This is a genomic window from Allobosea sp. OK403 (assembly GCF_900113835.1).
Lineage (GTDB): Bacteria > Pseudomonadota > Alphaproteobacteria > Rhizobiales > Beijerinckiaceae > Allobosea.
This window is the reverse complement of the sequence record NZ_FOQV01000003.1, coordinates 417046-441009: the sequence shown is the minus strand read 5'-3', so window position 1 is coordinate 441009 and position 23964 is coordinate 417046. Positions and strand designations below refer to the sequence as shown.

The following is a 23964-nucleotide window of genomic DNA, read 5'->3' as shown; positions in this document are numbered from 1 at the left end:
AAACCGGTTCCCACTTTTTCGCATCCTGCGAGAGCCGGATGATTTCAGATGGGATCCCATCTGAAATCTGAATCCGTCTCTCATCTAAAAGTGAGAGCAGGATTAATGCAAAAAACCGGTTCCCACTTTTTCGCATCCTGCTCTTGCCGCGGAACTGACGATTTGCCGAAGATAAGGCGTTGCCCCGGCGCACGGCCCTTGCCGAACAGGCCCTTGCCTCGCTAGAAGCGGCGGGAACCGAGGTTCGCTTGCGACTCGGCCACGACAGGTGTCAGGTCTGCGATGGACATCGGCCGCAATGGCTGAGGAGGCGGGCGGAGGGCTGGGATTGATGCGAGGCGCTCTCGGAGGACCAGGCGTTCTGCTGCGCCGCCTCCGCGAGGTGATGGCAGCGTCGATCAGCCCGCAGGAGCGGCTGGATCGGCTCGTCGTCCTGATCGCAGGCAATCTCGTCGCCGAGGTCTGCTCGGTCTACGTCCTGCGCGAGGACGGCTCGCTCGAACTTTACGCCACCGAGGGCCTCAACCGCGAGGCGGTCCATCTCACCTTGATGCGCGCCGGTGAGGGCCTCGTCGGTCTGATCGCGCGCGAGGCCGAGCCGCTGGCGCTGTCGGACGCGCAAAACCACCCAGCCTTCTCCTACCGCCCCGAGACGGGCGAAGAGATCTACCGCTCCTTCCTCGGCGTGCCGATCCTGCGCGGCGGCGCGGTCATGGGCGTCCTCGTCATCCAGAACCGCGCGACGCGGCTCTACAGCGAGGAGGAGATTGAATCGCTGCAGACCACCGCCATGATCATGGCGGAGATGATCGCGGCGGGCGGCTTGAAATCGCTCGCGCCGCCCGGCGCCTCGATCGGCCTTGACCGCCCGATCCATGGCATCGGCGTCTCGCTTGCCGATGGCGTCGGTCTTGGCCACGCCGTGCTGCACGAGCCGCGCGTCGCCATCACCAACCTGATCGCCGAGAATCCGGCGAGCGAGGTCAAGCGGCTCGAAGCCGCGATCGCCGAGATGCGGACCTCGATCGATGAGTTGCTCGAACGTGGCGACGTCGCCCATACCGGCGAGCACAGGGAGGTGCTCGAGACCTTCCGCATGTTCGCCCATGACCAGGGCTGGCTCAGGCGCATGCGCGAGGTCGTGATGACCGGCCTGACGGCGGAGGCTGCCGTCGAGCGCGTCCAGTCCGACACGCGCGCCAAGATGCTGCGCCAGACCGACCCTTATCTGCGCGAGCGCCTGCACGATCTCGACGATCTCGCCAACCGCCTGCTGCGCACGCTGATGGGCAAGGCCAACGGCGTCGCTCGCGAGGAGCTGCCCGAGAACGCCATCCTGATCGCGCGCTCGATGGGCCCTGCGGCGCTGCTCGACTATGACCGCGCCAATCTGCGCGGCCTGGTGCTGGAGGAGGGCGGCCCGACCAGCCATATCGCCATCGTGGCGCGTGCGCTCGGCATCCCGGCCGTCGGCGAGATCGTCAACGCGACCGCACTCGTCCAGCCGGGCGATGCCGTCATCGTCGACGGTCAGGCCGGCGAGGTCCAGATCCGGCCGCAGCCCGACGTCGAGAACGCCTATAAGGACAAGGCGCGCTTGCGTGCCCGCAAGCAGGAGCAGTACCGCAAGCTCAAGACCATGCCCGCCGTCACCAAGGACGGCGTCCCGATCCTGCTCCAGATCAATGCCGGGCTTCTCGTCGACATGCCCAATATCGAGGCGACGGCGGCGTCGGGTATCGGTCTGTTCCGCACCGAGCTGCAATTCATGGTCGCCGAGCACATGCCGACGACCAGCGAGCAGCAGGCCCTCTACAACGCCGTTCTGGACCAGGCGCAAGGCCGGCCCGTGACCTTCCGCACGCTCGATATCGGCGGCGACAAGGTGCTGCCCTATATGGAGCGCGTCGAGGAGGAGAACCCGGCCCTGGGCTGGCGCGCCATCCGGATCGGTCTGGACAAGCCGCGGCTCCTGCGCGCGCAGCTGCGGGCGCTGCTGCGCGCCGGCGCCGGCCGCGACATGAAGATCATGCTGCCGATGATCGCGACCGTCGACGAGTTCCAGCGCGCCCGCATGATTGTCCGGCGCGAGCAGGCGATGCTGGCCAAGCAAGGCCATGCGCCGCCGCTCAGCCTCCAGCTCGGTGTCATGGTCGAGGTGCCCTCGCTGCTCTTCGAGCTGGCGGAGATTGCGCGCGAGGCCGATTTCCTCTCGATCGGCACCAATGACCTGATGCAGTTCCTGTTCGCGGCCGACCGCGAGAACAAGCGCGTCGCCGATCGTTTCGATCCGCTGAGCGTGAGTGCCTTGCGGGCGCTGCGCAGCATCGTCGAGGCCGCCTCCGAGGCGAAATGTCCGGTTACGGTCTGCGGCGAGATGGGCGGCAAGCCCTTGGAGACGATGGCGCTGATCGGCCTCGGCTATCGCGCCTTCTCGATGTCGGCGGCCTCGATCGGCCCGGTCAAGGCAATGCTGCGCGCGCTCGACGTGGAGAAGCTGCACGAGCGGCTCGACTGGATGCTGGCCTCGCCGGATGGTGTCGCCAGCCTGCGGCCGCAACTGGCGGCGCTCGCCGCCGAATTCAAGGTTCCGGTCTAGCGAGTGTTCTCGTCGCCCGAACCCTCACGATGTCACCTGTCCGAGTTCCCTTATGTCCCTTCAGCTTCCGCAAGATCGTCTCGATGCCATCATGGCGCGCCATGCCGCCGCCATGGCCGAGATCAACAGCGCGACCGATGCGGTGCGGACCGTCGAGCTCGCCAAGGAGCTCTCCGAGCTCGATCCGGTGGTGGCCGCCATTGCCGCCTGGCGACAGGCGCTCACGACGCTGGACGAGGCGCAGGCGCTGATCGAGGATCCCACCACTGACGCCGAGTTCCGCGACCTGGCCTATGAGGAGCGCGACGCCGCGCGCAGCGAGATCGAGACCCGCGCCCGCGAGATCCTGATCGCGCTTTTACCCAAGGATGCCGCCGACGAGCGCGGTGTCATCCTCGAGATCCGGGCCGGCACGGGCGGCGACGAGGCCTCGCTCTTCGCCGGCGATCTCCTGCGCATGTATCAGCGCTATGCCGCCCAGAAGGGCTGGAGCGTCGACATCATGTCCGAAAGCGAGGGCACGGTCGGGGGCTTCAAGGAGGTCATCGCCGAGATCGCCGGCAAGGGCGTCTATGCGAAGCTGAAATACGAATCCGGCGTGCACCGCGTCCAGCGCGTGCCCGACACCGAGACGAGCGGGCGCATCCACACCTCGGCGGCGACGGTGGCGATGCTGCCGCTCGCCGGCGATGTCGACATCGTCCTGAAGGACGACGAAATCCGCATCGATACGATGCGGGCCGGCGGCGCCGGCGGCCAACACGTCAACAAGACGGAATCGGCTGTCCGCCTGACCCATCTTCCCAGCGGCATCGCGGTCGTGGTCCAGGACGAGCGCTCCCAGCACAAGAACAAGGCCCGCGCCTATGATTTGCTGCGGGCAAAGCTCTACGACATCGAGCGCAGCCGTGCCGATGCCGACCGTGCCGCCGACCGGCGCTCCCAGATCGGTTCCGGCGACCGCTCCGAGCGCATCCGCACCTATAATTTTCCGCAAGGGCGCGTCACCGATCACCGCATCAACCTGACGCTCTACAAGCTCGACGAGATGATGCAGGGGCTCGTGCTCGACGAGATCATCGATGCGCTGACGGCCGAGCAGCAGGCGAGGTTGCTCGCCACCGAAAACGGCGCCTGAGCATGGCGATGAAACCTCCGCAGCCCTTGGGCGTTGATCTCGTACCAAATCAACAATCGGCGGGAGGCGACCATGATCAAACTCGTTTCGGGCATAGCACTGGCGGGCATGATGATGCTGACAGTGGCGAGCACGGTGCAGGCGCAGGAGCGCACGTTCCGTCGCATCACGGCGGGCCCCTCGGCTCCGCTAGGGAAATCCATGACGCAGAGCCAAGCGCGCCGGCTCTGCCAGATGGAGATGCGCGGCACGCGCGAGAGCCGCTCCGCCATCCGCCAGAAGATGGCGATCTGCATGCGCAAGCGCATGGAAGGTATGTGAACGGGGACGCCTCTGGCGTAGACGATAAAGTACCCAACATGTTCGACGCGCGGCGAAATCTCGCCGCGCGCCTGCGCGGGGCCGGTGTCGAGACGGCGGCGCTGGACGCGCGCATCCTGGTCGAGGTGGCGATGGGCGAGAACGCGGATCTCGATCCGCTCCAGCCACTCGATGTCGCCATGCTCGGCAGGCTCGATGGTTTTGCGACGCGGCGGCTGGCGGGCGAGCCGGTCTGGCGCATTCTCGGCGAGCGGGAGTTCTGGAGCCTGCCCTTTCGCCTGTCGCCGGCAACGTTGGAGCCGCGTCCCGACAGCGAGACGATCGTGGAGGCAGCGCTTGGCGTGCTCGCAGAGCGCCGCGATCAGGCCATCTCGATTCTCGATCTCGGCACCGGTACGGGCTGCCTGCTGGTCGCCTTGCTGAGCGAATGCAAGGCGGCGCGCGGCGTCGGCATCGATCTCTCGCAGGAGGCGTGCGAGACGGCTGCGGGCAATGCCGAGCGCAATGGCGTCGGCGCGCGCGCGTTCTTCCGCCAGGGCGACTGGATGGCCGGTTTGAGCGAACGCTTCGACCTCATCGTCTCGAACCCGCCCTATATCCCGGCCGGAGACATCGCCGGGCTGGATGCCGCCGTCAGGGTGTATGACCCGTTGCGCGCGCTCGATGGCGGGGCGGACGGGCTCGTCGCCTACCGGGCGCTCGCCGCCGGCCTGCCCCAGCGGATCGCTCCGGGAGGTGCGGTCGTGCTCGAGATCGGCGCGGGTCAGGAGGCGGATGTGGTCGCTATCATGGAGGCCGTGGGGCTGGTCCATCGCGGCTCGCGGCGCGATCTTGGCGGGCATCCGCGGGCTCTGATCTTCACGCTTGAATGATATGCACAGGCATTCGTGCGAATTTGCTTGGAGGCGGACAGGAAAACCGCTATGTAGGTCGCAGCCGAAGCTGGTGTTGTCAGAACCGAGCCTTGGCCAGCCCCCTCAGTGGCAAGGCCTAGCTTCCGGAAGCGTCCGACGATCGACGTGACTGACAGACCAGATTAGACATCCGAAGGCGTCGAGACGCCAATCGGCTCATGGGGCGGAGAGGCCCTTTTGGAAAGAGCGCGTGAAGACCAGGAACGGCGTATCGCCCCTTCAGGTCAACTCCACCCGGTGCAGCGTCGCAACCCGCTGTGCACCGGAGCGCGCATGACGACCCAACGGTTGCTTTGAACACAGAGCGCGAGACAGACGCGAATGAGACCAGGTCAGAACCGGCGTATGCGCGGCCGTAACAACAACAATAATAACAGCAACAACAACGGCAATCGGAAAACCCCCAATCCGCTGCAGCGCGGCTATGAGTCGAACGGGCCGGACGTCAAGGTTCGCGGCACTGCGCAGCATGTTGCCGAGAAGTACTTGCAGCTGGCGCGCGACGCGCAATCCTCCGGGGATCCGGTGGCGGCCGAGAACTACTTCCAGCATGCGGAGCATTATTACCGCATCCTGCTCGCCGCGCAGGAGCAGATGTCGCAGCAGTTCGGCCACAGCTTCCCGCCCAATCGCGGCTTCGTCGATGATTCCGAGGAAGGCGAAGAGGAGGGGGATGACGATGGCCAGTCCTTCCAGCCAGGTGGTCAGCAGCCTGATTTCCGCAATGGCGGCATGAACGGCAACGGCAACGGCTACTCCGCCAATGGCGCGCCGCGTCAGGATGGCGAATCAGGCGATGGCCAGCAGAACAACGGCCAGCGCTTCGATCGGCAGCCTCGCAATCAGCAGGACCGTCCCAGCAACGATCGCCAGAACAATGATCGGAACGGCAATCGTCGCTTCGACCGGAACGATCGCAATGATCGTGGCGAGCGCAGGTTCGACCGTCCCGAGGGTGGCCAGAGCAACCAGGGGGGCTATGCGCCCCGCCCCGATGCGCCGCGCTCCGATATCCCGGTCGTGTCGTCCGAGCAGCCCGAGGTGGTGGCGGCTCCCGTGCAAGGCGAGCGTCGCTTCGAGCGCACGGATCGTCCTGAGCGCACTGATCGTCCCGAGCGCGCACCGCGCCCCGAGCGCCGCCCCCGTCGCGAGGTGGAAGCCGAGCCGGCTGACGATGTCTCAGGCGCGCTGCCGTCCTTCCTGACCACGCCGGTCAGGGTTCCGGCTGCGGTTGTCGAAGAGCCTGTCACTGTAGCGCCCGCGCAGGCGCCTACGGGTGCGGAAGAGGCTCCGGCCGTCGAGGCCGCCGCCAAGCGCCCGCGCGGCCGTCGCCGCTCGCCGCGCGAGGTCATGGATGCGCTCGGATCGGACGCAGACAACATCACGGAGTGAGGTTTACCCTCACTGCGCCTTAGGAATGAGGGGCCCGCGAGGGCCCCTTTTTCATTGGGTCAGGCGATGCCTGAGCGTCATCAAGGTTTCAACGCCATCCAGGCCGTCATTGCGAGCACAGCGAAGCAATCCAGGGGACGTAGAGCTCTGCCGCCCCTGGATTGCTTCGTCGCTTTGCTTCTCGCAATGACGGGGTGGTTCAAGCCAAAATCGCCCCCAGCGCTTCGCCCTCCGTCAGCGTGCCGCCTTCGAGGACCTCGCAATAGATGCCGCAATCGGCGTGGCCATAGGCGTCCATCAGGGCCTTGGGGATCTGCTGGTCGCGCAAGCCCGTCTGCGGATCGACATTGGTCGCGGCGCAGCGGACGATCCGCTTGGTCACGCGCAATCGCGCGCCCGAGTTCGTCGCGAGCTCCTGCCCAACGAGGTCGAACTCGGCCCAGGGCGCCAGCCCCTCGACCATGACATTGCCACGGAAGCGCAGGGGATCGAGCGGCGAGCCGACACGGCTTTCCAGATCGGCGACGCTGGCGAGGTTGATGATCGAGACGAAGCCCTTGGGCGAATCGGTGAAGCGATAGCCCTCCGGCGCGCCGAGCCAGCGCGGCGTGCCGCGCAATTCGTCGGGCATGAAGGCTTCGAAGAAGGCCGTGATTTGCTGGTGCCCCTCAGCGGTGACCGTGCTGGCGCGCAGCGCCTGCTCGCCCTCATGCTCGATGATGAGATCGCCGCTGGCGTCGTCATAGCGCGTACGCAATCGCGCCAGCGCTTCATTGCGCATCAGCATCAGATATTTGATCTTCGGCTGATGGACCGGCTCCGCCGGGTCGAAGCCGGAGGGACCGTTCTCGATCGCGAAGAGGCGGTCTCCCGGAAAATACTGGCCTCTGGTCAGCGCGGCGCGGGGCAGGCGTTCGGGCGACAGCCCCTTGACCGGATAGCGATAAAGCGAGGCGATGCGCATGGAGTCTATGTCCGCAGGATGGCCGGGACAGGCAAGATAGCGGTATCCAGCTCGCGCGATCGATGAAATCCTTGCATCGGTTCGATCATCGCCGCTGCAGATGCGCCTTGAGCGCCTCCTCCTCCGCCTCGCCGGTTTCGCTCACGGAACGCTGGCAGCCCCAGCCCGCAAGCACCGAGTCGGTCTCGTCGGCGACGAAGAATCGCGCCGCTTCGCGTTCATAGCCATCGGCAAGCAGCTGCTCGTAATCGGTATGGACATGGCGGACATGGCTGCCAAGTGAGAGCCAGAGCGCGGTGGCGGGCGGCAGGTCCTTCATGTGGCGGCGCTCGGCGAGTGCCAGGACGGCCTCAGCGTCCGATAGCGGGATGCCGGGCGCGAGCGCCCGCAGCGCCTTGCGAATCGCCTGCTGCCGTTTTGTGCCCGCCATGAGCGAAAGCTGCCCTCGCGATTTGATCGCCGTCAATGCTTTGCGTCTCATCCCCTCTTACGTTGCGCGGATGCCACACCTATCTCTGTCGGGAAGGGCGTCCCCGAGGGAGCCCTATCCTGACGAAAGGCAGCCGGACAGCGTCGCTACGGGGCGCACCGGCGGGCGGAGAGAACCGAATGAATATCGAGAAATACACCGACAGATCCAAGGGTTTCCTGCAGGCGGCGCAGACCATCGCGCAGCGCGAGGGTCACCAGCAATTCACGCCTGAGCATCTGCTCAAGGCGCTGCTCGACGACAATGAGGGCATGGCGGCGGGCCTGATCGGGCGCGCCGGCGGCGACGCGAAGCTTGCCTTGCAGCTCACCGACGCGGCGCTCGCCAAGCTGCCGAAGGTCTCGGGCGGCGGTGCCTCGGGCCCGCATCTGACGCCGGGCCTGGCCCGTGTCTTCGATACGGCGGAGAAGGCGGCGGAGAAGGCAGGGGATAGCTTCGTCACGGTCGAGCGGCTGTTGCTGGCGCTCGCCATCGAGAAGGATTCCGAGGCCGGCAAGGCGCTCGCCAAGGCGGGCGTCAATCCGCAGGGGCTCAACACTGCGATCGAGGCGATCCGCAAGGGCCGCACCGCCGATTCCGCTTCGGCCGAGCAGAGCTATGACGCGCTGAAGAAATACGCCCGCGATCTCACCGCCGCGGCGCGTGAGGGCAAGCTCGACCCGGTCATCGGCCGCGACGAGGAAATCCGCCGCACCATTCAGGTGCTGTCGCGCCGGACCAAGAACAACCCCGTGCTGATCGGCGAGCCCGGTGTCGGCAAGACCGCGATCGCCGAGGGTCTGGCGCTGCGCATCGTCAATGGCGACGTCCCTGAAAGCCTCAAGGACAAGGAACTGCTCTCGCTCGACATGGGCTCGCTGATCGCCGGCGCGAAATATCGCGGCGAGTTCGAGGAGCGGCTGAAGGCGGTGCTGAACGAGGTGTCTGCGGCCGATGGCGGCGTCATCCTCTTCATCGACGAGATGCACACGCTTGTCGGCGCCGGCAAGGCCGATGGGGCGATGGACGCCTCCAACCTGCTGAAGCCCGCCCTGGCGCGCGGCGATCTGCATTGCATCGGCGCGACCACGCTCGACGAGTATCGCAAATATGTCGAGAAGGACGCGGCCCTGGCGCGGCGCTTCCAGCCGGTCTTCGTCGATGAGCCCTCGGTCGAGGACACGGTCTCGATCCTGCGTGGCCTGAAGGAGAAATACGAGCAGCACCACCGCGTCCGCATCACGGATTCGGCGCTGGTTGCGGCTGTCACGCTGTCGAACCGCTACATCACCGACCGCTTCCTGCCCGACAAGGCGATCGACCTGATGGACGAGGCCTCGGCACGGTTGCGCATGCAGGTCGATTCCAAGCCGGAAGAGCTGGACACGATCGACCGCGAGATCGTGCGTCTCAGGATCGAGCAGGAGGCACTCAAGAAGGAGAGCGACGCCGGTTCGAAGGAGCGGTTGAAGCGACTTGAATCCGAGCTTGCCGATCTGGAAACCCGCTCGGCGACGATCACTGCGAAGTGGAAGGCCGAGAAGGACAAGCTCGGCCAGGCTGCCGAGATCAAGACGAAGCTCGACAATGCCCGCAACGAACTCGCGCAGGCGCAGCGCAAGGGCGAGTACCAGCGCGCCGGTGAGCTCGCCTATGGCGAGATTCCGCAACTCGAGAAGCTGTTGGGCGAGATCGAGGCCATCGGCGACACGTCGGGCATGGTCGAGGAGGCGGTCACGGCCGACCATGTCGCCCAGATCGTCAGCCGCTGGACCGGCGTGCCGGTCGATCGCATGCTCCAGGGCGAGAAGGAAAAGCTGCTGCACATGGAGGATGTCCTGGCGGCGCGCGTCGTCGGCCAGCGCGAGGCGGTCGAAGCCGTCTCGACAGCGGTTCGGCGTGCCCGCGCCGGCCTGCAGGATCCCAACCGGCCGATCGGCTCCTTCATGTTCCTTGGCCCGACCGGCGTCGGCAAGACCGAGCTGACCAAGGCGCTGGCGGCGTTCCTGTTCGACGACGACACCGCCATGGTGCGTCTCGACATGTCCGAATACATGGAGAAGCACTCGGTCGCCCGCTTGATCGGCGCGCCTCCAGGCTATGTCGGCTATGAGGAGGGCGGGGCCCTGACGGAAGCCGTGCGGCGCCGGCCTTATCAGGTCGTGCTGTTCGACGAGGTTGAGAAGGCCCACCCGGATGTCTTCAACGTGCTGCTGCAGGTGCTCGACGACGGGCGCCTGACCGACGGCCAGGGCCGTACGGTCGATTTTCGCAACGTGCTGATCATCATGACCTCGAACCTCGGTTCGGACTATCTGGTGAACCAGCCTGAGGGCGAGGATTCAGATGCGGTCCGCGACGAGGTCATGGGCGTGGTCAGGCAGGCCTTCCGGCCGGAATTCCTGAACCGCATCGACGACATCATCCTGTTCCACCGCTTGCAGCGGGCGGATATGGGCGCGATCGTCGATATCCAGATGACCCGCCTCGCCAAGCTCCTGACCGACCGCAAGATCGTGCTGGAGCTGTCCGAACAGGCCCGCGAATGGCTGGCCGAGAAGGGCTACGACCCGGCCTACGGCGCGCGTCCGCTCAAGCGCGTGATCCAGAAGTCGGTGCAGGATCCGCTGGCCGAGCTGTTGCTGGCCGGGAAGGTCCATGATGGCGAGACCGTGCCGGTCACGGTCGGTCCGACCAGCCTGATGCTCGGCGACATCGCGGCCGTGAAGGAGAAGCGGCCGGCCGGCGTGGCGTTGAACTGACGCGGCGAAAGCCGCGTCATCCTCGGGCGTCGCGCAGCGGCGACCCGGGGATCTCTGACAAGAGATGCTCGGGTCAAGCCCGAGCATGACGATCGCAACCTTTTTGTCGCCTTACCAATGTCCCTTTCGCCGGTTCCAGGCGTAGAGTAGATCGGCAAAACGGTCATAGGCGAAGCGTGTCAGCGGCAGCGTCGCTCGGTTGCCAAACAGCTTGGCGAGCCAGCCTTCACCCGGCGTGCGGCGCCAGGTCTCGATGGCGACATTGGCACCGACAACCAGCCTGCCGGCATCGTCGGTTGCATGGAGGCGTCGCCTGATGTCGTCGAGCGTCGCGCCGTGGGCCGTCAGCGCTTCCGGCTCAAGGTTGATGTCGCGGAACGCGATCGTGCCGGCCTTGACGGCTTCGATCAGGCGGCGCTGCTGCCGGCTGATCCCGGCGTTACAAACCGGGCAGCGTGTATTGTACCAGACGGTGAAAGCCATCGGTCCTCCGCCGTGTGTGCAGCCACATCGGACCTTATCCCCGCTTCAGCAGGAACACCGCCTGTGCGCCGAACAGGTTCCAGAACCACCAGGGCGCGCTGACGCCGACCTTGCCGCCCGCAGCATCGAGGGCGACGGCGCGCTCCTTTTCCGCACCGATCGTATCGCAGAGCGCCATGAAGTCGCGGATCGTGCAGAAATGGATGTTGGGCGTGTCCCACCAGGCATAGGGCAGGGAATCCGTCACCGGCATGCGGCCCATGAAGAAGACCTGCGAGCGCATCCGCCAATGCCCGAAATTCGGGAAGGAGACGATGGCGCGGCGGCCGATCCGCAGCATGTGCTCCAGCACGAGGCGCGGATTGCGCGTCGCCTGGATGGTCTGGGACAGGATCACATAGTCGAAGCTGTCGTCGGGGTAATCGGCGAGGTCGGTGTCGGCATCGCCCTGGATCACGGAAAGCCCGCGCGCGACGCAGCCGGCCACGCCCTCGCGCGAGAGCTCGATGCCGCGTGCATCGACATTGCGGCTCTCGGCCAGCAGCGCCAGCAATTCGCCATCGCCGCAGCCGACATCGAGCACGCGCGAGCCCGGGGTCACCATCTCGGCGACGAGCTTCAGGTCGATGCGGTTGGTGTGGAGATCGGTCAGGGCCATGGCGTGGCTCTCATCGCGAAGGCGGGTTGCCTTCCCGTCATGGTCGGGCTTGTCCCGACCATCCACGTCTTCACTGGTCGAGGGTGGCGTTCAAGTCGTGGATGCTCGCCACAAGGGCGACCATGACGGTGCTGCTTCGGTACATGAAAGGCCATCAAATCCCCCTTGCCCGCGCCGCTGCGCCGATGAAGCCGCGCGTCGTGGCGAAGAGGTTCGGCTCCTCCAGCAGGAAGGCGTCATGGCCCTTGTCGCTCTCGAGTTCGACGAAGGAGACCGACGCGCCGGCGGCGTTGAGCGCATGCACGATGGCGCGTGAATCCGCCGTCGGGAACAGCCAGTCGGAGGTGAAGGAGGCGACGCAGAAGCGGGTCTTCGTGCCCGCGAAGGCTTTTGCCAGCACGCCGCCATGGTCGTCGGCGAGGTCGAAATAATCCATGGCGCGGGTCATGTAGAGATAGGAATTGGCGTCGAAGCGCTCGACGAAGCTGACGCCCTGATGGCGGAGGTAACTTTCGACCTGGAAATCCGCGTCGAAGGAGAAGGTCGGCGCCTCGCGGTCCTGCAGCTTGCGGCCGAATTTGCGGTGCAGCGCCGGCTCCGAGAGATAGGTGATATGGGCGCCCATGCGGGCGACGGACAGGCCCTTGGCCGGGCGCGTGCCCTCTTCGAGATAGCGCCCGCCGCGCCAGTCGGGATCAGCCATCACCGCCTGCCGGCCGACTTCGTGGAAGGCGATGTTCTGGGCCGAATGCTTGGCGCCGGTCGCCAGGGGCAGCGCCGAGAACACCCGCTCGGGATAGCTCGCCGCCCATTGCAACACCTGCATGCCGCCCATCGAGCCGCCGGCGACGCAGAACAGGCTCTCGATGCCGAGCGCATCGATCAGATGCCGCTGGGCGCGCACCATGTCGCGAATGGTGACGACGGGAAATTGCAGGCCCCAGGGCTTGCCGGTCGCGGCATTGGTCGAGGCCGGCCCCGTCGTGCCGGTGCAGCCGCCGATGACATTGGAGCAGATCACGAAGAAGCGCTCGGTGTCGATCGGCTTGCCCGGCCCGATCATCGCCGTCCACCAGCCGCCCTTGCCGGTAATCGGGTTGCGGCTGGCGAGATGCTGGTCGCCGGTCAGCGCGTGGCAGACCAGGATGGCGTTGGACCGGGATGCGTTCAGCGAGCCATAGGTCTGGTACGCGATCTGCCAATGGTCCAGCGAGACGCCGCAATCCATCAGCAGCGGCGTGTCCGGGCCGAAGCGTGCAACCAGGCTCGAAGGCTCATTGGCCTCCTTCAACGGGTCTGCGAGGCTGGGAGAGAGATCGCTCATCATCGTCCGCTTTGACAGGATGATTTGTCTTGCCGGTCAACTTGTTCGAAAGATCGAACTCTAGCGATGCCGCGATGCAAGCGTTCTGTCAATGTGCGGATGCGCGCGACGGCTTTGCCAAGGCTTGTGATGACGGCAAGAGCCGGATGATTTCAGATGGAATCACAAAGTGATCCCATCTGAAATCATCCGGCTCTCATCAAAGAGTTAGAGCAGGATTGATGCGAAAAACCGGTTTCCACTTTTTCGCATCCTGCTCTACAGAGACGCGCGCAACCGATGTGATCAGGCCATGACCGAAGCCGCTCCGACCACCCTTGCCGATCTGCGCACCGAGATCGATCGCATCGACAGCGAGATGCATGCGCTGTTGATGGAGCGCTCCTCGATCATCGAGACGCTGATCGCGATCAAGAACACGCAAGTCTCGGGCTCGGCCTTCCGCCCCGGCCGCGAGGCCGACATGATGAAGCGCCTGGCGCTGCGCCATAAGGGCCTGCTGCCGCTCGACACCATCGAGGGCATCTGGCGCATCATCATCGCGACCTTTACCTATGTGCAGGCGAATTATTCCGTCCATGCCGATGTCTCGGGCGGCGATGCGGCGATGCGCGATTCCGCCCGCTTCCATTTCGGTTTCACCGTGCCCTTCGTCACGCATGAGGATGCGCGCGCCGTCATCAAGGCGGTGGCCGACTCGGCTGGCGATCTCGGTATCTTCCGCATGGACCAGGGCGCCAGCGCCGGCATCTGGTGGCGCGATCTGATCGGCAGCGACGCACCCAAGATCATCGCGCGCCTGCCTTTCATCGAGCGGCCGGACCACCCGGCCGGCACGCCGGTCTACTGCGTCGCCAAGCCCCTGGCCGACGCCGCGGTGCGCGAGATCGTGCTCTATGCGGCGCGTGTCGAGCGCTGGTCCGAGGTTTTGCGTTCGGGCCTCGCCCAGCATCTGGCCGAGGTCTCGGCTTCGGCAGCCGACGGCTCGCATCTCTCGCTCCTGGTCGCCGCCTCCGGCGAGGTCGACCAGAGTGCGATCCGCAAGGCGCTGGAGCCTGCCGGCCTCAGCGATTTTTCCGAGATCGGCAGCCACGCCGCCCGCTTCGCCGTCAAATCCGTCCGTTCGTGAACCTGCCCATGTCTCCCTCCTGATCCACCGCCGTCATCCCGGACGCAGCGAAGCGGAGATCCGGGATCCATCGTAGAGTGCTGAGCCCTCCGATGGATCCCGGGTCTCCCTCCGGTCGCCCGGGATGACGGCGAGGGGTAATGAAACCGAAAGCCAACTGACCATGACCGCAGCCTCCCGCCCCGTGCCGCGCCCCGGCGTCCTCGACATCCAGGCCTATGTGCCGGGCAAGTCCGCAGCCCCTGCCGGCGTGAAGCTGCACAAGCTCTCCTCCAACGAGACCCCGCTCGGCCCGAGCCCCAAGGCGGTCGCGGCCTATGGTTCGCTCAGCGGCAAGCTCGAGTTCTATCCCGATGGTTCCTCGACGAAGCTGCGCGAGGCGATCGCGGGCCGCTACGGGCTCGATGCCAACCGGATCCTCTGCGGCACCGGTTCCGATGAATTGCTGCAGCTCGTCACCAAGGCCTATCTCGGCGATGGCGATGAGGGCGTCTTCACCGAGCACGGCTTTCTGGTCTACCGCATCGCGATCCTGGCCGCCGGCGGCAAGCCGGTCGTCGTCAAGGAGAAGAACTTCACCGCTGATGTCGACGCGATTCTCGCGGCGGTGACGCCGCGGACCAAGATCGTCTTCCTCGCCAACCCCAACAACCCGACCGGCACCTATCTGCCCTTCGACGAGGTCAAGCGCCTGCATGCCGGCCTGCCCGGCAATGTGCTGCTGGTGCTCGATGCGGCCTATGCCGAATATGTCCGCCGCAACGACTATGCCTCGGGGCTCGAACTGGTCGCGGAGAGCGAGAACGTCGTGATGACGCGCACCTTCTCCAAGATCTACGGCCTCGCCAATCTCAGGCTCGGCTGGCTCTATGGGCCGGCCCATGTCGTCGATGCGCTGGACCGCATCCGTGGCCCGTTCAACGTCAACGGCGCGGCGATCGAGGCCGGTGCTGCGGCGATCGCAGACGAGGCTCATGTCGCCTCGGCCATCGAGCACAACGACAAATGGCTCGCCTGGACCACGGCCGAGCTGGAGAAGCTCGGGCTCTCGGTCACGCCCTCCGTCGGCAACTTCATCCTGATCCATTTTCCGGCCAAGCCCGGCGAGATGGCAAAGCCCGGCAAGACCGCCAAGGAAGCCGACGCCTTCCTGACCCAGCGCGGGCTGATCCTGCGCGCAGTCGCGGCTTATGGCCTGCCCGACGCGCTGCGCATGACGATCGGCTCGGAGGAGGCCAATCGCCTCGTCGTCGCGGCGCTCGCCGATTTCCTCGCGGGCAAGGCATGACGACCCCGTCCGAGAGCTTTGCGCCGCGCCGCAGCGAGCCGATCTTCGGCCGCCTCGCCATCATCGGCATCGGCCTGATCGGCTCCTCGATCGCGCATGCGGCCAAGGAGCTCAACCTCGCCGGTCGGATCGTGCTCTCCGATCGCGACGAGGCCGTGCGCGCCCGGGCGCGCGAACTCGGCCTCGGCCATGAGATCGCGGAGACGGCACTCGAGGCCGTCCGCGATGCCGACCACATCATCCTCTGCGTGCCGGTCGGCGCCTGCGGCGCTGTCGCGGTCGAGATCGCGCCCGCGCTGAAGCCCGGCGCGATCCTCTCCGATGTCGGCTCGGTCAAGAACGCGGTGGTCGAGGCGGTCATGCCGCATCTGCCCGAAGGCGTGCATTTCGTTCCGGCCCATCCCGTCGCCGGCACTGAGAATTCCGGCCCCGATGCCGGCTTCCCGAGCCTGTTCCTCAACCGCTGGTGCATCCTGACCCCGCCCGAGGGCACGGATGCGACGGCGATTGCCAGGACCCGCCAGTTCTGGGAGGGCATGGGCGCGCTGGTCGAGATCATGACCGCGCAGCACCACGACCTCGTACTCGCCATCACCAGCCATCTGCCGCATCTGATCGCCTACAACATCGTCGGCACGGCCGAGGATCTGGCGGCGGTGACGCAGTCGGAGGTGATCAAGTTCTCCGCCGGCGGCTTCCGCGATTTCACCCGCATCGCAGCATCCGACCCGACGATGTGGCGCGACGTCTTCCTGCATAACAAGGAGGCGGTGCTGGAGATGCTCGGCCGCTTCAGCGAGGACCTCTCGGTGCTGACGCGGGCCATCCGCTTCGGCGATGGCGAGACGCTGCACAAGCATTTCACCCGCACCCGCGCCATCCGCCGCGGCATCGTCGCGCTCGGCCAGGAAAAGCCCGAGACGGAAAAACTACGGAAATCCTGAACCGGGCGCTAGAGCCGGATGATGTCAGATGGAATCACGGAGTGATCCCATCTGACAGCTGAATCCGTCTCTCATCTAAGAGTGAGAGCAGGATCAATGCGAAAAACCGGTACCCACTTTTTCGAATCCTGCTCTCGCATCTCCCGCTTCGCCTTGCCAAGAATCGGCAGGGCTGGTAGACGCCTCGCGTGTCGCCGCTTTAGCTCAGCTGGTAGAGCACCTCATTCGTAATGAGGGGGTCGGGGGTTCGAATCCCTCAAGCGGCACCATTTGCCTCTTATTTGATGTTTGCGAACCGGCCCGGAAGGCCGGTTTTTGTATTTCGGGTTCATGGACGATCAGGCGCATTCGTCGGTCACTGTGTCGCCGCCCCGGCATCGCCATCGACGCGCAACACGATAGCCACGATCACCCGCCCGCCTTCTCCGGCTTTCCGGGCTTGCTGAAATCGATCTGCTTTTGCAGCCCCAGCATCAGGCTGAAGGAGGTGACCGGTTCGAGACCGGTTTCCTTGGTCTTGCGCAGCGAGGCGGAGGCGGTTGCGGTCAGGCCGTTGCCAAGGGCGCGCTGATAGTCGACGCCGACGCTCTTCTGGTCCGAGAGCGCCTCGAGGCCGAGATAATTGTCGGTCTTGCGGCGCAGGCTCAGCGCCACTGCGTTCGCCTCATTGATCTTGGCGGTCAGCTTGATCTCATGGGCGGTCACGAGGTCGATGGCCGAGAAGGGGAGCGTGGTGTCCTCGACCGTCCGGCTCGAGGCGAACTCGAAGGCCAGGGCGCCATAGGGAATGCGCCCCTTGGCGGTGTAGAGCAGTTCGCTGACGGTCTCGAACTCCTTCTTGGGGAAGATGGCGCGGAACGGCGAGAGCGAGCCTTCGAGCGTCGCCTCGCCGATCTTGGTCGAGATGAACAGGTTCGGCTGCACGCGGTCATGGTCGCGCCGGAGCCCGAGATAATCGACCCCGTCGAGGAAATGCGTTCGCGATCCGGTGAAGGAGGCGCCGACCTCGCTTTCCCCGATGCGCCAGGCGGCGCCCGAGGTCAGCGAGGCCGTGCCGAAATTCTCGTCTTTCGGCAGGAAGTCGCCGAGATTGAAGACATTGCGCTCGTTCAGCGCCGTGAGCCGGCCTTCCACGCTTGCGAACAGGCGCAAGGCGCCGATGGCATGGTCGATGCGCCCGCGCAGGCCCAGGCTGCTCCTGCGGCGCGACCAGCTCTGTTCGTTGGAAGCCAGGATCGAGGTCTGGACCACCGTCGCATCGCCGATCGGGACCGCATGCTTCAAGGTCAGCGTGTGCAGGCGCGCCGCGGCCAGCACGCGCGGGTCATATTGGGTCTCGGCCAAGGTGAGGTTGACGCCATAGCCGTCCTGCAATGTCCCGTGGAGATAATCCCAGGTTGCAAAGACCGTGGCGGTGGGGCTGCCCTTCTCGCCTTTCAGCGTCAAAGGATTGCTGTCGTAACCGCCGCGCAGGCCGATGACGGCGACCGAACTCTCCGCCGGCTGCACGTCCTTCTCCGCCGCATGAGCGGCTCCAGCCATGAGGAACGGCAGGAGATAGAGAGTGAACAGGCTCTGTTTCATCGCTGCTCGCGCTGTAGAGGCGCCGATAATCAGGCGATCGTACTTAAAATTTTCTAAACGCCAGAAGGTATTACACTCTGTTGCTAGAGTTATATTAAAAGAAGAATTGAATAGATTTAGATCTCACAGAACATGTCTCTACAGACAGCTGGGTTAAGATTATCAAGTATGGTTAATATTCGTCTAAGATTGCATCTCGCGGTTGTTGCAACTTATACGTTTGTCATCGCTTCGAACCCCGAGGCGGACCCAGGGAGAGTACAATGAAATACGCTTATGTTCTCGCTATGGTTGCAGCTTTCGCCGTTTCTCCTGCCATGGCTGGTGGGCTTGGCGGCAAGGGTGGCTCGCTCATCGGCGGCATCATCACCCCGGTGACGACCAGCATCTCCAAGGTGAGCGTGCTCAACAATGTCAGCGTCCTCAGCGGCAACAACGTCGCCAACAATGTCGGCAACGGCAACAAGGTGAACGTCATCGCCCCGGTCAAGGCGGTCGTCGGTGGCCTGCTCGGCGGTCTCGGACGTGGCCATGGCTGCGGCTGCAACTGACCCAGCCAAGTGATCCTGAACGGCCCCGGCCGCGGCTTCGGCCGGGTCGGGCGGGAAGGGGCCGGTGCAGACCGGCCCCTCTTTTTATGGGCGGTGCTGTTCCAGAGCGTTTCGAGCGAAGTGGACACCGGTTCGCGTGAAGAGAACGCGTCAAACCAAGGATCTAGAGCTATTGAACGATCCAGTCGGATCGGACATTGCTCGAGCCGCCGTGCCGGTCAGGCGCTCTCGACCGCGATCAGCACGTCGCCGGCCGCGACGGTGGCGCCGGCCCGCGTGCCCAATCGCTTGACCCTGCCTGAAGCCGGGCTCTTCAGCTCCATGAACAGCTTCATCGATTCCAGCACGACGACGATCTGCCCGGCCTCGACGTTGTCGCCCTCCGCCACATGGAGCGAGATCACGGTGCCAGGCATGCTGGCGCGCAGCGTATCGCCGGTCTCGCCGCTTGCGCCGCGCTCGGCTGCTGCAGCGACCACGGCCAACGCGATCCCGACTCGACCTTCGAATCCGCCATGGCGAAGGAACACCTCCTCCGCGTCGCAGACCGCATCCACGGCCGTGTTCACGCCGTCGACCGTGACGTTCCAGCGATCCGGTCCGGCCTTGCTGACGGCGACGTCATGCAGGGTGCCGGGACTGGTCACGCGCAGGAAGCCATCATGGGTTTCGACGGCAAGCCGCGCCGCATCTCCTCCCGGCTGGACTGACAGATAGGCCGTGGCGGGGCGTCCCGCCAGAGCGAGCAGCCTGAAGCCGGCAAGCCTGTTCCAGGGTCCGCTGCCCTGCGCCGGCCTGTTGGCGGTGAGCCAGATCGCCGCTGCGACGGCGTTTCGCACGGCCTCGTCGACGGGCCGGGGCCTCCAGCCGCCGGGCCAGGCCTCGGCGATGAACAGGGTCGTCGCTTCGCCCGTGATGAAGGCGGGCTGGCGCAAGGCATCCGCGAGGAAGGGCCGGATCGTGCCGGGTCCGAGCACGCTCAGGCGGTCGAGGCCGTCAGCAAGCTTGCGAATGGCGGCCAGGCGATCGGGCGCATATGCGATCAGCTTGGCGAGCAGGGAATCGTAATGCGTCGAGACCTCGCTGCCGGCCGCAACGCCGCTGTCGATGCGCAGGCCCGCGGGCTCGCGCCAGAGCCGGATCGTGCCCGTATCGGGCCGGAAGCCTTCATCGGCGCGTTCGGCCGTCAAACGCGCCTCGATCGCATGGCCGGTGCAGGTGATCTCCGCTTGAGCCAAGGGCAGCGTCTCGCCGGCCGCGATCCGGATCTGCCATTCCACCAGGTCGAGCCCGGTGATCGCCTCGGTGACGGGATGCTCGACCTGGAGGCGGGTGTTCATCTCCAGGAAGAACACCGCCTGCGTCGAGGCATCGACCAGGAACTCGACCGTGCCGAGATTGTCGTATGAAATCGCACGCGCGAGCCTGAGCGCATGCTCGTGCAGCACTGCCCGCGTCTCCGGCCGCAGATTGGGCGCCGGCGCTTCCTCCAGGAGCTTCTGGTTGGCGCGCTGCACGGAGCAGTCGCGCTCGAACAGGTGGACGATGCTGCCGTGTCTGTCGCCGGCGACCTGCACCTCGACATGGCGCGGCCGCGTCACGAATTTCTCGATCAGGAGCCGGCCGTCGCCGAAGGCTGCTTGCGCCTCACGCGCGGCCGCGACGATGGCGCCGTCGAGCTCGTCCTCGCGCTCGACCTTGCGGATGCCCTTGCCGCCGCCGCCGGCCGAGGCCTTGACCATCACCGGCAAGCCGATGCGCAGCGCCTCCCTGCGCAAGACCTCCGGCGACTGGTCGGCGCCGTCATAGCCGGGCACGCCCGGCACGCCGGCGTCACGCGCGATCTGCTTGGAGCGGATCTTGTCGCCCATCGCGTCGATCGCCGCGCTGGAGGGCCCGATGAAGCTGATCCCGTTGGCCTCGCAGGCGGCAATCAGGTCGAGCCGCTCGGACAGGAAGCCGTAGCCGGGATGGATCGCCTGCGCGCCGGTGGCGAGCGCCGCCGCGATGATCTTGTCCGCGCGCAGATAGCTCTCGCGGGCAGGTGCTGGGCCGATATCCACGGCCTGGTCGGCAAGGCGCACATGCAGCGCCTCGCGGTCGGCCTGCGAATGCACCGCGACGGTGCGGATCCCCATCTGCCGGCAGGTCTTGATGATGCGGCAGGCGATTTCGCCGCGATTGGCGATCAGGACGGTGTCGAACATCAAATGCCTCGCCGGAGATCTGTTGGAACCACACCCGTCATTCCGGGGCAGGCCGTAGGCCTGAGCCTGGAACCCAGAGCCGATGCCCTTCCGGAATGAGCGGCATCGCGCCCTCGTTTTTCCTTGAGCCGGCATCGGTTCTGGGTTCCGGGCTCGGCCCTGCAGGCCGCCCCGGAATGACAGCGGAGGTTCCTGAGCATCACCATCACATCCTGTAGACGGGGCGGGGCGAGGTATCGCGCGGCTCGCCTGCTGCCAGCGAGAGGCACAGGCCGAGCACGTCGCGCGTCTGCGCCGGCTCGATGATGCCGTCGTCCCAGAGCCGGGCGGTGGCGTAATAGGGGTCGCTCTGCTCCTCGAACTGGGCGCGGGTCCTGGCGTCGAGCGCAGCGATGGCGGCCTCATCAGTGGCGCCCTTGAGCGATTGCCGGCGCAGCTCCGTCACGACATTGGCTGCGACCTCCGGGCTCATCGTGGCGATGCGGGCATTGGGCCAGGAGAACAGGAAGCGCGGGCGGAAACCGCGCCCGCACATGCCGTAATTGCCCGCGCCATAGGAGCCGCCGATCAGCACGGTGTATTTCGGCACGCGCGCATTCGAGACGGCATAGACCAGCTTGGCCGAATGCTTGGCGATGCCGCCGCGCTCGGCCTCGGTGCCGACCATGAAGCCGGTGATGTTTTGCAGGAAGATGAGTGGAATCTGGCGCTGGTCGCAGAGCTCGATGAAATGCGCGCCCTTCACCGCGCTTTCGGAAAACAGCACGCCGTTATTGGCGATGATGCCGACGGGGTGGCCGTGGATGCGGGCGAAGCCCGTCACCAGCGTCGCGCCATAATCGGGCTTGAACGCGTTGAAGGCGCTGTCGTCGACGATGCGGGCAATGACCTCGCGCACGTCGTAAGGGCGTCGCAGGTCGGTCGGGACGAGATCGACGAGATCCGCCGGGTCGAGCTTGGGCGGGGCAGGCTCATGCGGCGGCTCGACCAGCTTGCCTGCGTCGCCGAGCGCGCCGGCGATCTCGCGCAGCTTGGCCAACCCCTCCATTTCCGTCAGCACGAGATGGTCGGCGACGCCCGAGACCTGCGTGTGCATCTCGGCCCCGCCCAGCGTCTCCCCGTCCACCACCTCATGGATCGCCGCCTTCACGATCGGCGGACCGCCGAGATGGATGCGGCCGGTGCCCTTGACCATGATGACCTCGTCCGACAGCGCCGGGATATAGGCCCCGCCCGCCGTCGCGCCGCCGAAGACCAGTGAGATCTGCGGGATTCCCGCCGCCGACATCCGGCACTGGTTGTAGAAGGAGCCGCCGAAATGATCGCGATCGGGGAAGACGCGGTCCTGCTCGGGAAGATAGGCGCCGCCGCAATCGACGAGGTAGAGGCAGGGCAGGCGATGCTCCCCGGCGATCTCCTGGGCGCGCAGATGCTTGCGCACGGTTTCGGCGAAGAAGGAGCCGCCCTTCACCGTCGCGTCATTGGCGATCAGCATGCAGGCGCGGCCCTGCACCATGCCGATGCCGGTGACGATCCCGGCGCCCGGCACCTCGTTGCCATAGAGCCCCCAGGCCGCGAGCGGCGAGAGTTCGAGGAAGGGCGTCTGCGGATCGAGCAGGAGATCGATGCGCTCGCGCACCATGATCTTTCCGCGTTGCTCGTGACGGGCGCGCATCCTGTCGCCGCCGCCTGCGGCGACCAGCGCATGGCGCTCGCGCAGAGTGTCGAGCATCGCGGCGAGCGGGGGAGGGGAGCTGGCTGTTTCCACCCGATTGGTGTCGTTCATGGCTCTGTTCCTGGCGCGCCGCCGTCAACCGTCATTGCGAGGAGGTGGAGCCGACGAAGCAATCCAGGGGGATCGAGCGAGACCTCCTGGCGAGACCTCCTGGATTGCTTCGCTGCGCTCGCAATGACGGGTTGAACGCCGCTGCAAATTCACCTACCGTCCGTTAGGTAGGCGGATTGAAGCGCATAGGTCAAGCGCGGGAGAACAGACCATGACGGCAGCCGAGATGATCAAAGCGGGCAGCGAAGCCTCGCGCCGCTCGCCCTATTTCACCGAGGAGCATGAGGCGCTGCGCGACCAGGTCCGCCGCTTCGTCGAGACCGAGATCAAGCCGCATGGGCTGGCCTGGGAGGAAGCCGGCTTCGTGCCGCGCGAGGTGTTGAAGCGCATGGGCGCGCTCGGCTTCTTCGGTATCCGCTATCCCGGCGAATATGGCGGCTCGGAGATGGACACGCTGGCAACCGTGGTGCTGGCCGAGGAGCTCGGCCGATCGACCTTCTCGGGCGTCGCCATCACGGCGCTCGTCCACACCGACATGGCTTCGGTCCATATCTTCAATGGCGGCAGCCAGGCCCAGCGCGACAGGTTCATGCCCGACATCATCGCCGGCGAGAAGATCGTCGCGGTCGCCGTCACCGAGCCGGATGCCGGCTCCGATGTGAAGGGCATCCGCACGACGGCACGGCGCGAGGGCGACCATTACGTGCTCAACGGCGCAAAGATGTTCATCACCAACGGCGTCCATGCCGATCTCTACTGCGTCGCCGCCAAGACCGACCTCTCGGCCAAGCCGTCGCAATCGGTCTCGATCTTCCTGGTCGAGAAAGGCACGCCGGGCTTCCGCGTCTCGCGCGCGCTCGACAAGCATGGCTGGCGCTCCTCCGACACCGCCGAGCTGGTCTTCGAGGATTGCCGCATCCCGGCCGAGAACCTGCTTGGCCAGGAGGGGCGCGGCTTCTATGCGATCATGAGCAACTTCCAGAACGAGCGCACGGTGATCGGCGCCATGGCGATCGGCGAGGCCCAGGCCGCGATCGATCTCACCCTCGACTACGTCAAGACCCGCAAGGCCTTCGGTGCGCCGCTCTGGGACAAGCAGGCGATCCGCCAGAAGCTGGCGACGCTGGCCGGCAAGGTCGAGGCCGGCCGCCAGCTCGTCTACCACGCAGCCTGGCTCGACGCGCAGGGCTTTGAGGCGACCAGGGAGGTCTCGATGGTCAAGGCCTATTGCGGCGAATTGGTCAACGAGGTGATGTATGCCTGCCTGCAGTTCCATGGCGGCATGGGTTTCATGCGCGAAAGCACGATCGAGCGCATGACCCGCGACGCCCGCGTCCAGTCGATCGGCGGCGGCGCCACCGAGGTGATGCTGGAAGAGGTCGCGAAGCGGCTGTGAACCTCCCTCGTCCTCTTTTCCCGCGCGCGCCGTCGTCCCGGGCGGAGCGAAGCGG

Annotated in this window: 19 protein-coding genes and 1 tRNA gene; 12 read left to right on the top strand and 8 right to left on the bottom strand. The window is 65.8% G+C overall.

Annotated elements, in window-relative coordinates; genetic code table 11:
• Positions 1-331: 331 nt before the first annotated feature.
• From ptsP to BMZ97_RS13315, 5 genes are all read left to right on the top strand, one after another.
• Positions 332-2599, top strand: a complete 2268-nt coding sequence (ptsP, locus tag BMZ97_RS13335; protein ID WP_092171380.1) for a phosphoenolpyruvate--protein phosphotransferase — start codon at positions 332-334, stop codon at positions 2597-2599.
• 52 nt (positions 2600-2651) lie between these two features.
• Positions 2652-3737 (top strand): peptide chain release factor 1, encoded by a 1086-nt coding sequence (prfA, locus tag BMZ97_RS13330; protein WP_092169994.1) that lies wholly within the window; start codon positions 2652-2654, stop codon positions 3735-3737.
• 72 nt (positions 3738-3809) lie between these two features.
• Entirely contained in the window at positions 3810-4058 is a 249-nt protein-coding gene (locus BMZ97_RS13325) for a hypothetical protein (protein WP_139221215.1), read from the top strand.
• Positions 4059-4096: 38 nt separating this feature from the next.
• Complete coding sequence (gene prmC, locus BMZ97_RS13320; protein WP_092169989.1) at positions 4097-4930, top strand: peptide chain release factor N(5)-glutamine methyltransferase; 834 nt, start codon at positions 4097-4099, stop codon at positions 4928-4930.
• A 387-nt stretch (positions 4931-5317) separates the two neighbouring features.
• The gene (locus BMZ97_RS13315; RefSeq protein ID WP_244546396.1) at positions 5318-6364 is read left to right on the top strand and encodes a DUF4167 domain-containing protein; all 1047 of its coding nucleotides are present in this window, start codon (positions 5318-5320) and stop codon (positions 6362-6364) included.
• A 199-nt stretch (positions 6365-6563) separates the two neighbouring features.
• On the opposite strand, the gene BMZ97_RS13310 is transcribed toward BMZ97_RS13315, so the two are convergent.
• Entirely contained in the window at positions 6564-7328 is a 765-nt protein-coding gene (locus BMZ97_RS13310; RefSeq protein WP_092169983.1) for an MOSC domain-containing protein, read from the bottom strand.
• 85 nt (positions 7329-7413) lie between these two features.
• Positions 7414-7758, bottom strand: coding sequence for a DUF2293 domain-containing protein (locus BMZ97_RS13305; protein WP_244546395.1), 345 nt, complete (start codon positions 7756-7758; stop codon positions 7414-7416).
• 179 nt (positions 7759-7937) lie between these two features.
• Here BMZ97_RS13305 and clpB point away from each other — a divergent pair, with 179 nt between their 5' ends.
• On the top strand, positions 7938-10559 hold the full coding sequence (gene clpB / locus BMZ97_RS13300; RefSeq protein WP_092169978.1) for an ATP-dependent chaperone ClpB: 2622 nt from the start codon (positions 7938-7940) through the stop codon (positions 10557-10559).
• Between the two features lie 111 nt (positions 10560-10670).
• Here clpB and BMZ97_RS13295 read toward each other — a convergent pair whose 3' ends face one another.
• From BMZ97_RS13295 to BMZ97_RS13285, 3 genes are all read right to left on the bottom strand, one after another.
• Positions 10671-11042, bottom strand: coding sequence for a thiol-disulfide oxidoreductase DCC family protein (locus tag BMZ97_RS13295; RefSeq protein WP_092169975.1), 372 nt, complete (start codon positions 11040-11042; stop codon positions 10671-10673).
• Positions 11043-11076: 34 nt separating this feature from the next.
• On the bottom strand, positions 11077-11700 hold the full coding sequence (gene metW / locus BMZ97_RS13290) for a methionine biosynthesis protein MetW (protein WP_092169973.1): 624 nt from the start codon (positions 11698-11700) through the stop codon (positions 11077-11079).
• A 154-nt stretch (positions 11701-11854) separates the two neighbouring features.
• Positions 11855-13024: a homoserine O-acetyltransferase MetX gene (locus BMZ97_RS13285; protein WP_092171377.1), complete on the bottom strand. Its 1170-nt coding sequence runs from the start codon at positions 13022-13024 to the stop codon at positions 11855-11857.
• A 292-nt stretch (positions 13025-13316) separates the two neighbouring features.
• On the opposite strand from BMZ97_RS13285, the gene BMZ97_RS13280 reads away from it, so the two are divergent.
• The 4 genes from BMZ97_RS13280 to BMZ97_RS13265 all read left to right on the top strand — a co-directional run bounded on the left by BMZ97_RS13280 (position 13317) and on the right by BMZ97_RS13265 (position 16654).
• Positions 13317-14153 (top strand): chorismate mutase, encoded by an 837-nt coding sequence (locus BMZ97_RS13280; RefSeq protein WP_092169970.1) that lies wholly within the window; start codon positions 13317-13319, stop codon positions 14151-14153.
• A gap of 163 nt (positions 14154-14316) precedes the next feature.
• On the top strand, positions 14317-15441 hold the full coding sequence (locus tag BMZ97_RS13275) for a pyridoxal phosphate-dependent aminotransferase (RefSeq protein ID WP_092169967.1): 1125 nt from the start codon (positions 14317-14319) through the stop codon (positions 15439-15441).
• On the top strand, positions 15438-16385 hold the full coding sequence (locus BMZ97_RS13270; protein WP_092169964.1) for a prephenate/arogenate dehydrogenase family protein: 948 nt from the start codon (positions 15438-15440) through the stop codon (positions 16383-16385). The genes BMZ97_RS13275 and BMZ97_RS13270 overlap by 4 nt, the downstream gene beginning before the upstream one ends.
• Positions 16386-16578: 193 nt before the next feature.
• Positions 16579-16654, top strand: a tRNA-Thr gene (locus tag BMZ97_RS13265).
• Between the two features lie 139 nt (positions 16655-16793).
• On the opposite strand, the gene BMZ97_RS13260 is transcribed toward BMZ97_RS13265, so the two are convergent.
• Complete coding sequence (locus tag BMZ97_RS13260) at positions 16794-17969, bottom strand: hypothetical protein (protein ID WP_092169960.1); 1176 nt, start codon at positions 17967-17969, stop codon at positions 16794-16796.
• Between the two features lie 263 nt (positions 17970-18232).
• On the opposite strand from BMZ97_RS13260, the gene BMZ97_RS13255 reads away from it, so the two are divergent.
• The gene (locus tag BMZ97_RS13255) at positions 18233-18520 is read left to right on the top strand and encodes a hypothetical protein (protein ID WP_139221214.1); all 288 of its coding nucleotides are present in this window, start codon (positions 18233-18235) and stop codon (positions 18518-18520) included.
• Between the two features lie 218 nt (positions 18521-18738).
• On the opposite strand, the gene BMZ97_RS13250 is transcribed toward BMZ97_RS13255, so the two are convergent.
• A complete protein-coding gene (locus tag BMZ97_RS13250) occupies positions 18739-20727 on the bottom strand; it encodes an ATP-binding protein (protein ID WP_092169955.1) in 1989 nt (662 codons plus the stop codon).
• A 205-nt stretch (positions 20728-20932) separates the two neighbouring features.
• Entirely contained in the window at positions 20933-22513 is a 1581-nt protein-coding gene (locus tag BMZ97_RS13245; RefSeq protein WP_092169952.1) for an acyl-CoA carboxylase subunit beta, read from the bottom strand.
• A gap of 211 nt (positions 22514-22724) precedes the next feature.
• Between BMZ97_RS13245 and BMZ97_RS13240 the strand changes: the two genes are divergently transcribed.
• Positions 22725-23909 (top strand): acyl-CoA dehydrogenase family protein, encoded by a 1185-nt coding sequence (locus BMZ97_RS13240; RefSeq protein WP_244546394.1) that lies wholly within the window; start codon positions 22725-22727, stop codon positions 23907-23909.
• Positions 23910-23964 lie beyond the last annotated feature (55 nt).

Excerpts from the sequence above, each read along its gene's own strand:
- ptsP (WP_092171380.1), top strand. The coding sequence starts at position 332 with ATGCGAGGCGCTCTCGGAGGACCAGGCGTTCTGCTGCGCCGCCTCCGC.
- prfA (WP_092169994.1), top strand. The coding sequence starts at position 2,652 with ATGTCCCTTCAGCTTCCGCAAGATCGTCTCGATGCCATCATGGCGCGC.
- BMZ97_RS13325 (WP_139221215.1), top strand. The coding sequence starts at position 3,810 with ATGATCAAACTCGTTTCGGGCATAGCACTGGCGGGCATGATGATGCTG.
- prmC (WP_092169989.1), top strand. The coding sequence starts at position 4,097 with ATGTTCGACGCGCGGCGAAATCTCGCCGCGCGCCTGCGCGGGGCCGGT.
- BMZ97_RS13315 (WP_244546396.1), top strand. The coding sequence starts at position 5,318 with ATGCGCGGCCGTAACAACAACAATAATAACAGCAACAACAACGGCAAT.
- BMZ97_RS13310 (WP_092169983.1), bottom strand. The coding sequence starts at position 7,328 with ATGCGCATCGCCTCGCTTTATCGCTATCCGGTCAAGGGGCTGTCGCCC.
- BMZ97_RS13305 (WP_244546395.1), bottom strand. The coding sequence starts at position 7,758 with ATGGCGGGCACAAAACGGCAGCAGGCGATTCGCAAGGCGCTGCGGGCG.
- clpB (WP_092169978.1), top strand. The coding sequence starts at position 7,938 with ATGAATATCGAGAAATACACCGACAGATCCAAGGGTTTCCTGCAGGCG.
- BMZ97_RS13295 (WP_092169975.1), bottom strand. The coding sequence starts at position 11,042 with ATGGCTTTCACCGTCTGGTACAATACACGCTGCCCGGTTTGTAACGCC.
- metW (WP_092169973.1), bottom strand. The coding sequence starts at position 11,700 with ATGGCCCTGACCGATCTCCACACCAACCGCATCGACCTGAAGCTCGTC.
- BMZ97_RS13285 (WP_092171377.1), bottom strand. The coding sequence starts at position 13,024 with ATGAGCGATCTCTCTCCCAGCCTCGCAGACCCGTTGAAGGAGGCCAAT.
- BMZ97_RS13280 (WP_092169970.1), top strand. The coding sequence starts at position 13,317 with ATGACCGAAGCCGCTCCGACCACCCTTGCCGATCTGCGCACCGAGATC.
- BMZ97_RS13275 (WP_092169967.1), top strand. The coding sequence starts at position 14,317 with ATGACCGCAGCCTCCCGCCCCGTGCCGCGCCCCGGCGTCCTCGACATC.
- BMZ97_RS13270 (WP_092169964.1), top strand. The coding sequence starts at position 15,438 with ATGACGACCCCGTCCGAGAGCTTTGCGCCGCGCCGCAGCGAGCCGATC.
- BMZ97_RS13260 (WP_092169960.1), bottom strand. The coding sequence starts at position 17,969 with ATGAAACAGAGCCTGTTCACTCTCTATCTCCTGCCGTTCCTCATGGCT.
- BMZ97_RS13255 (WP_139221214.1), top strand. The coding sequence starts at position 18,233 with ATGAAATACGCTTATGTTCTCGCTATGGTTGCAGCTTTCGCCGTTTCT.
- BMZ97_RS13250 (WP_092169955.1), bottom strand. The coding sequence starts at position 20,727 with ATGTTCGACACCGTCCTGATCGCCAATCGCGGCGAAATCGCCTGCCGC.
- BMZ97_RS13245 (WP_092169952.1), bottom strand. The coding sequence starts at position 22,513 with ATGAACGACACCAATCGGGTGGAAACAGCCAGCTCCCCTCCCCCGCTC.
- BMZ97_RS13240 (WP_244546394.1), top strand. The coding sequence starts at position 22,725 with ATGACGGCAGCCGAGATGATCAAAGCGGGCAGCGAAGCCTCGCGCCGC.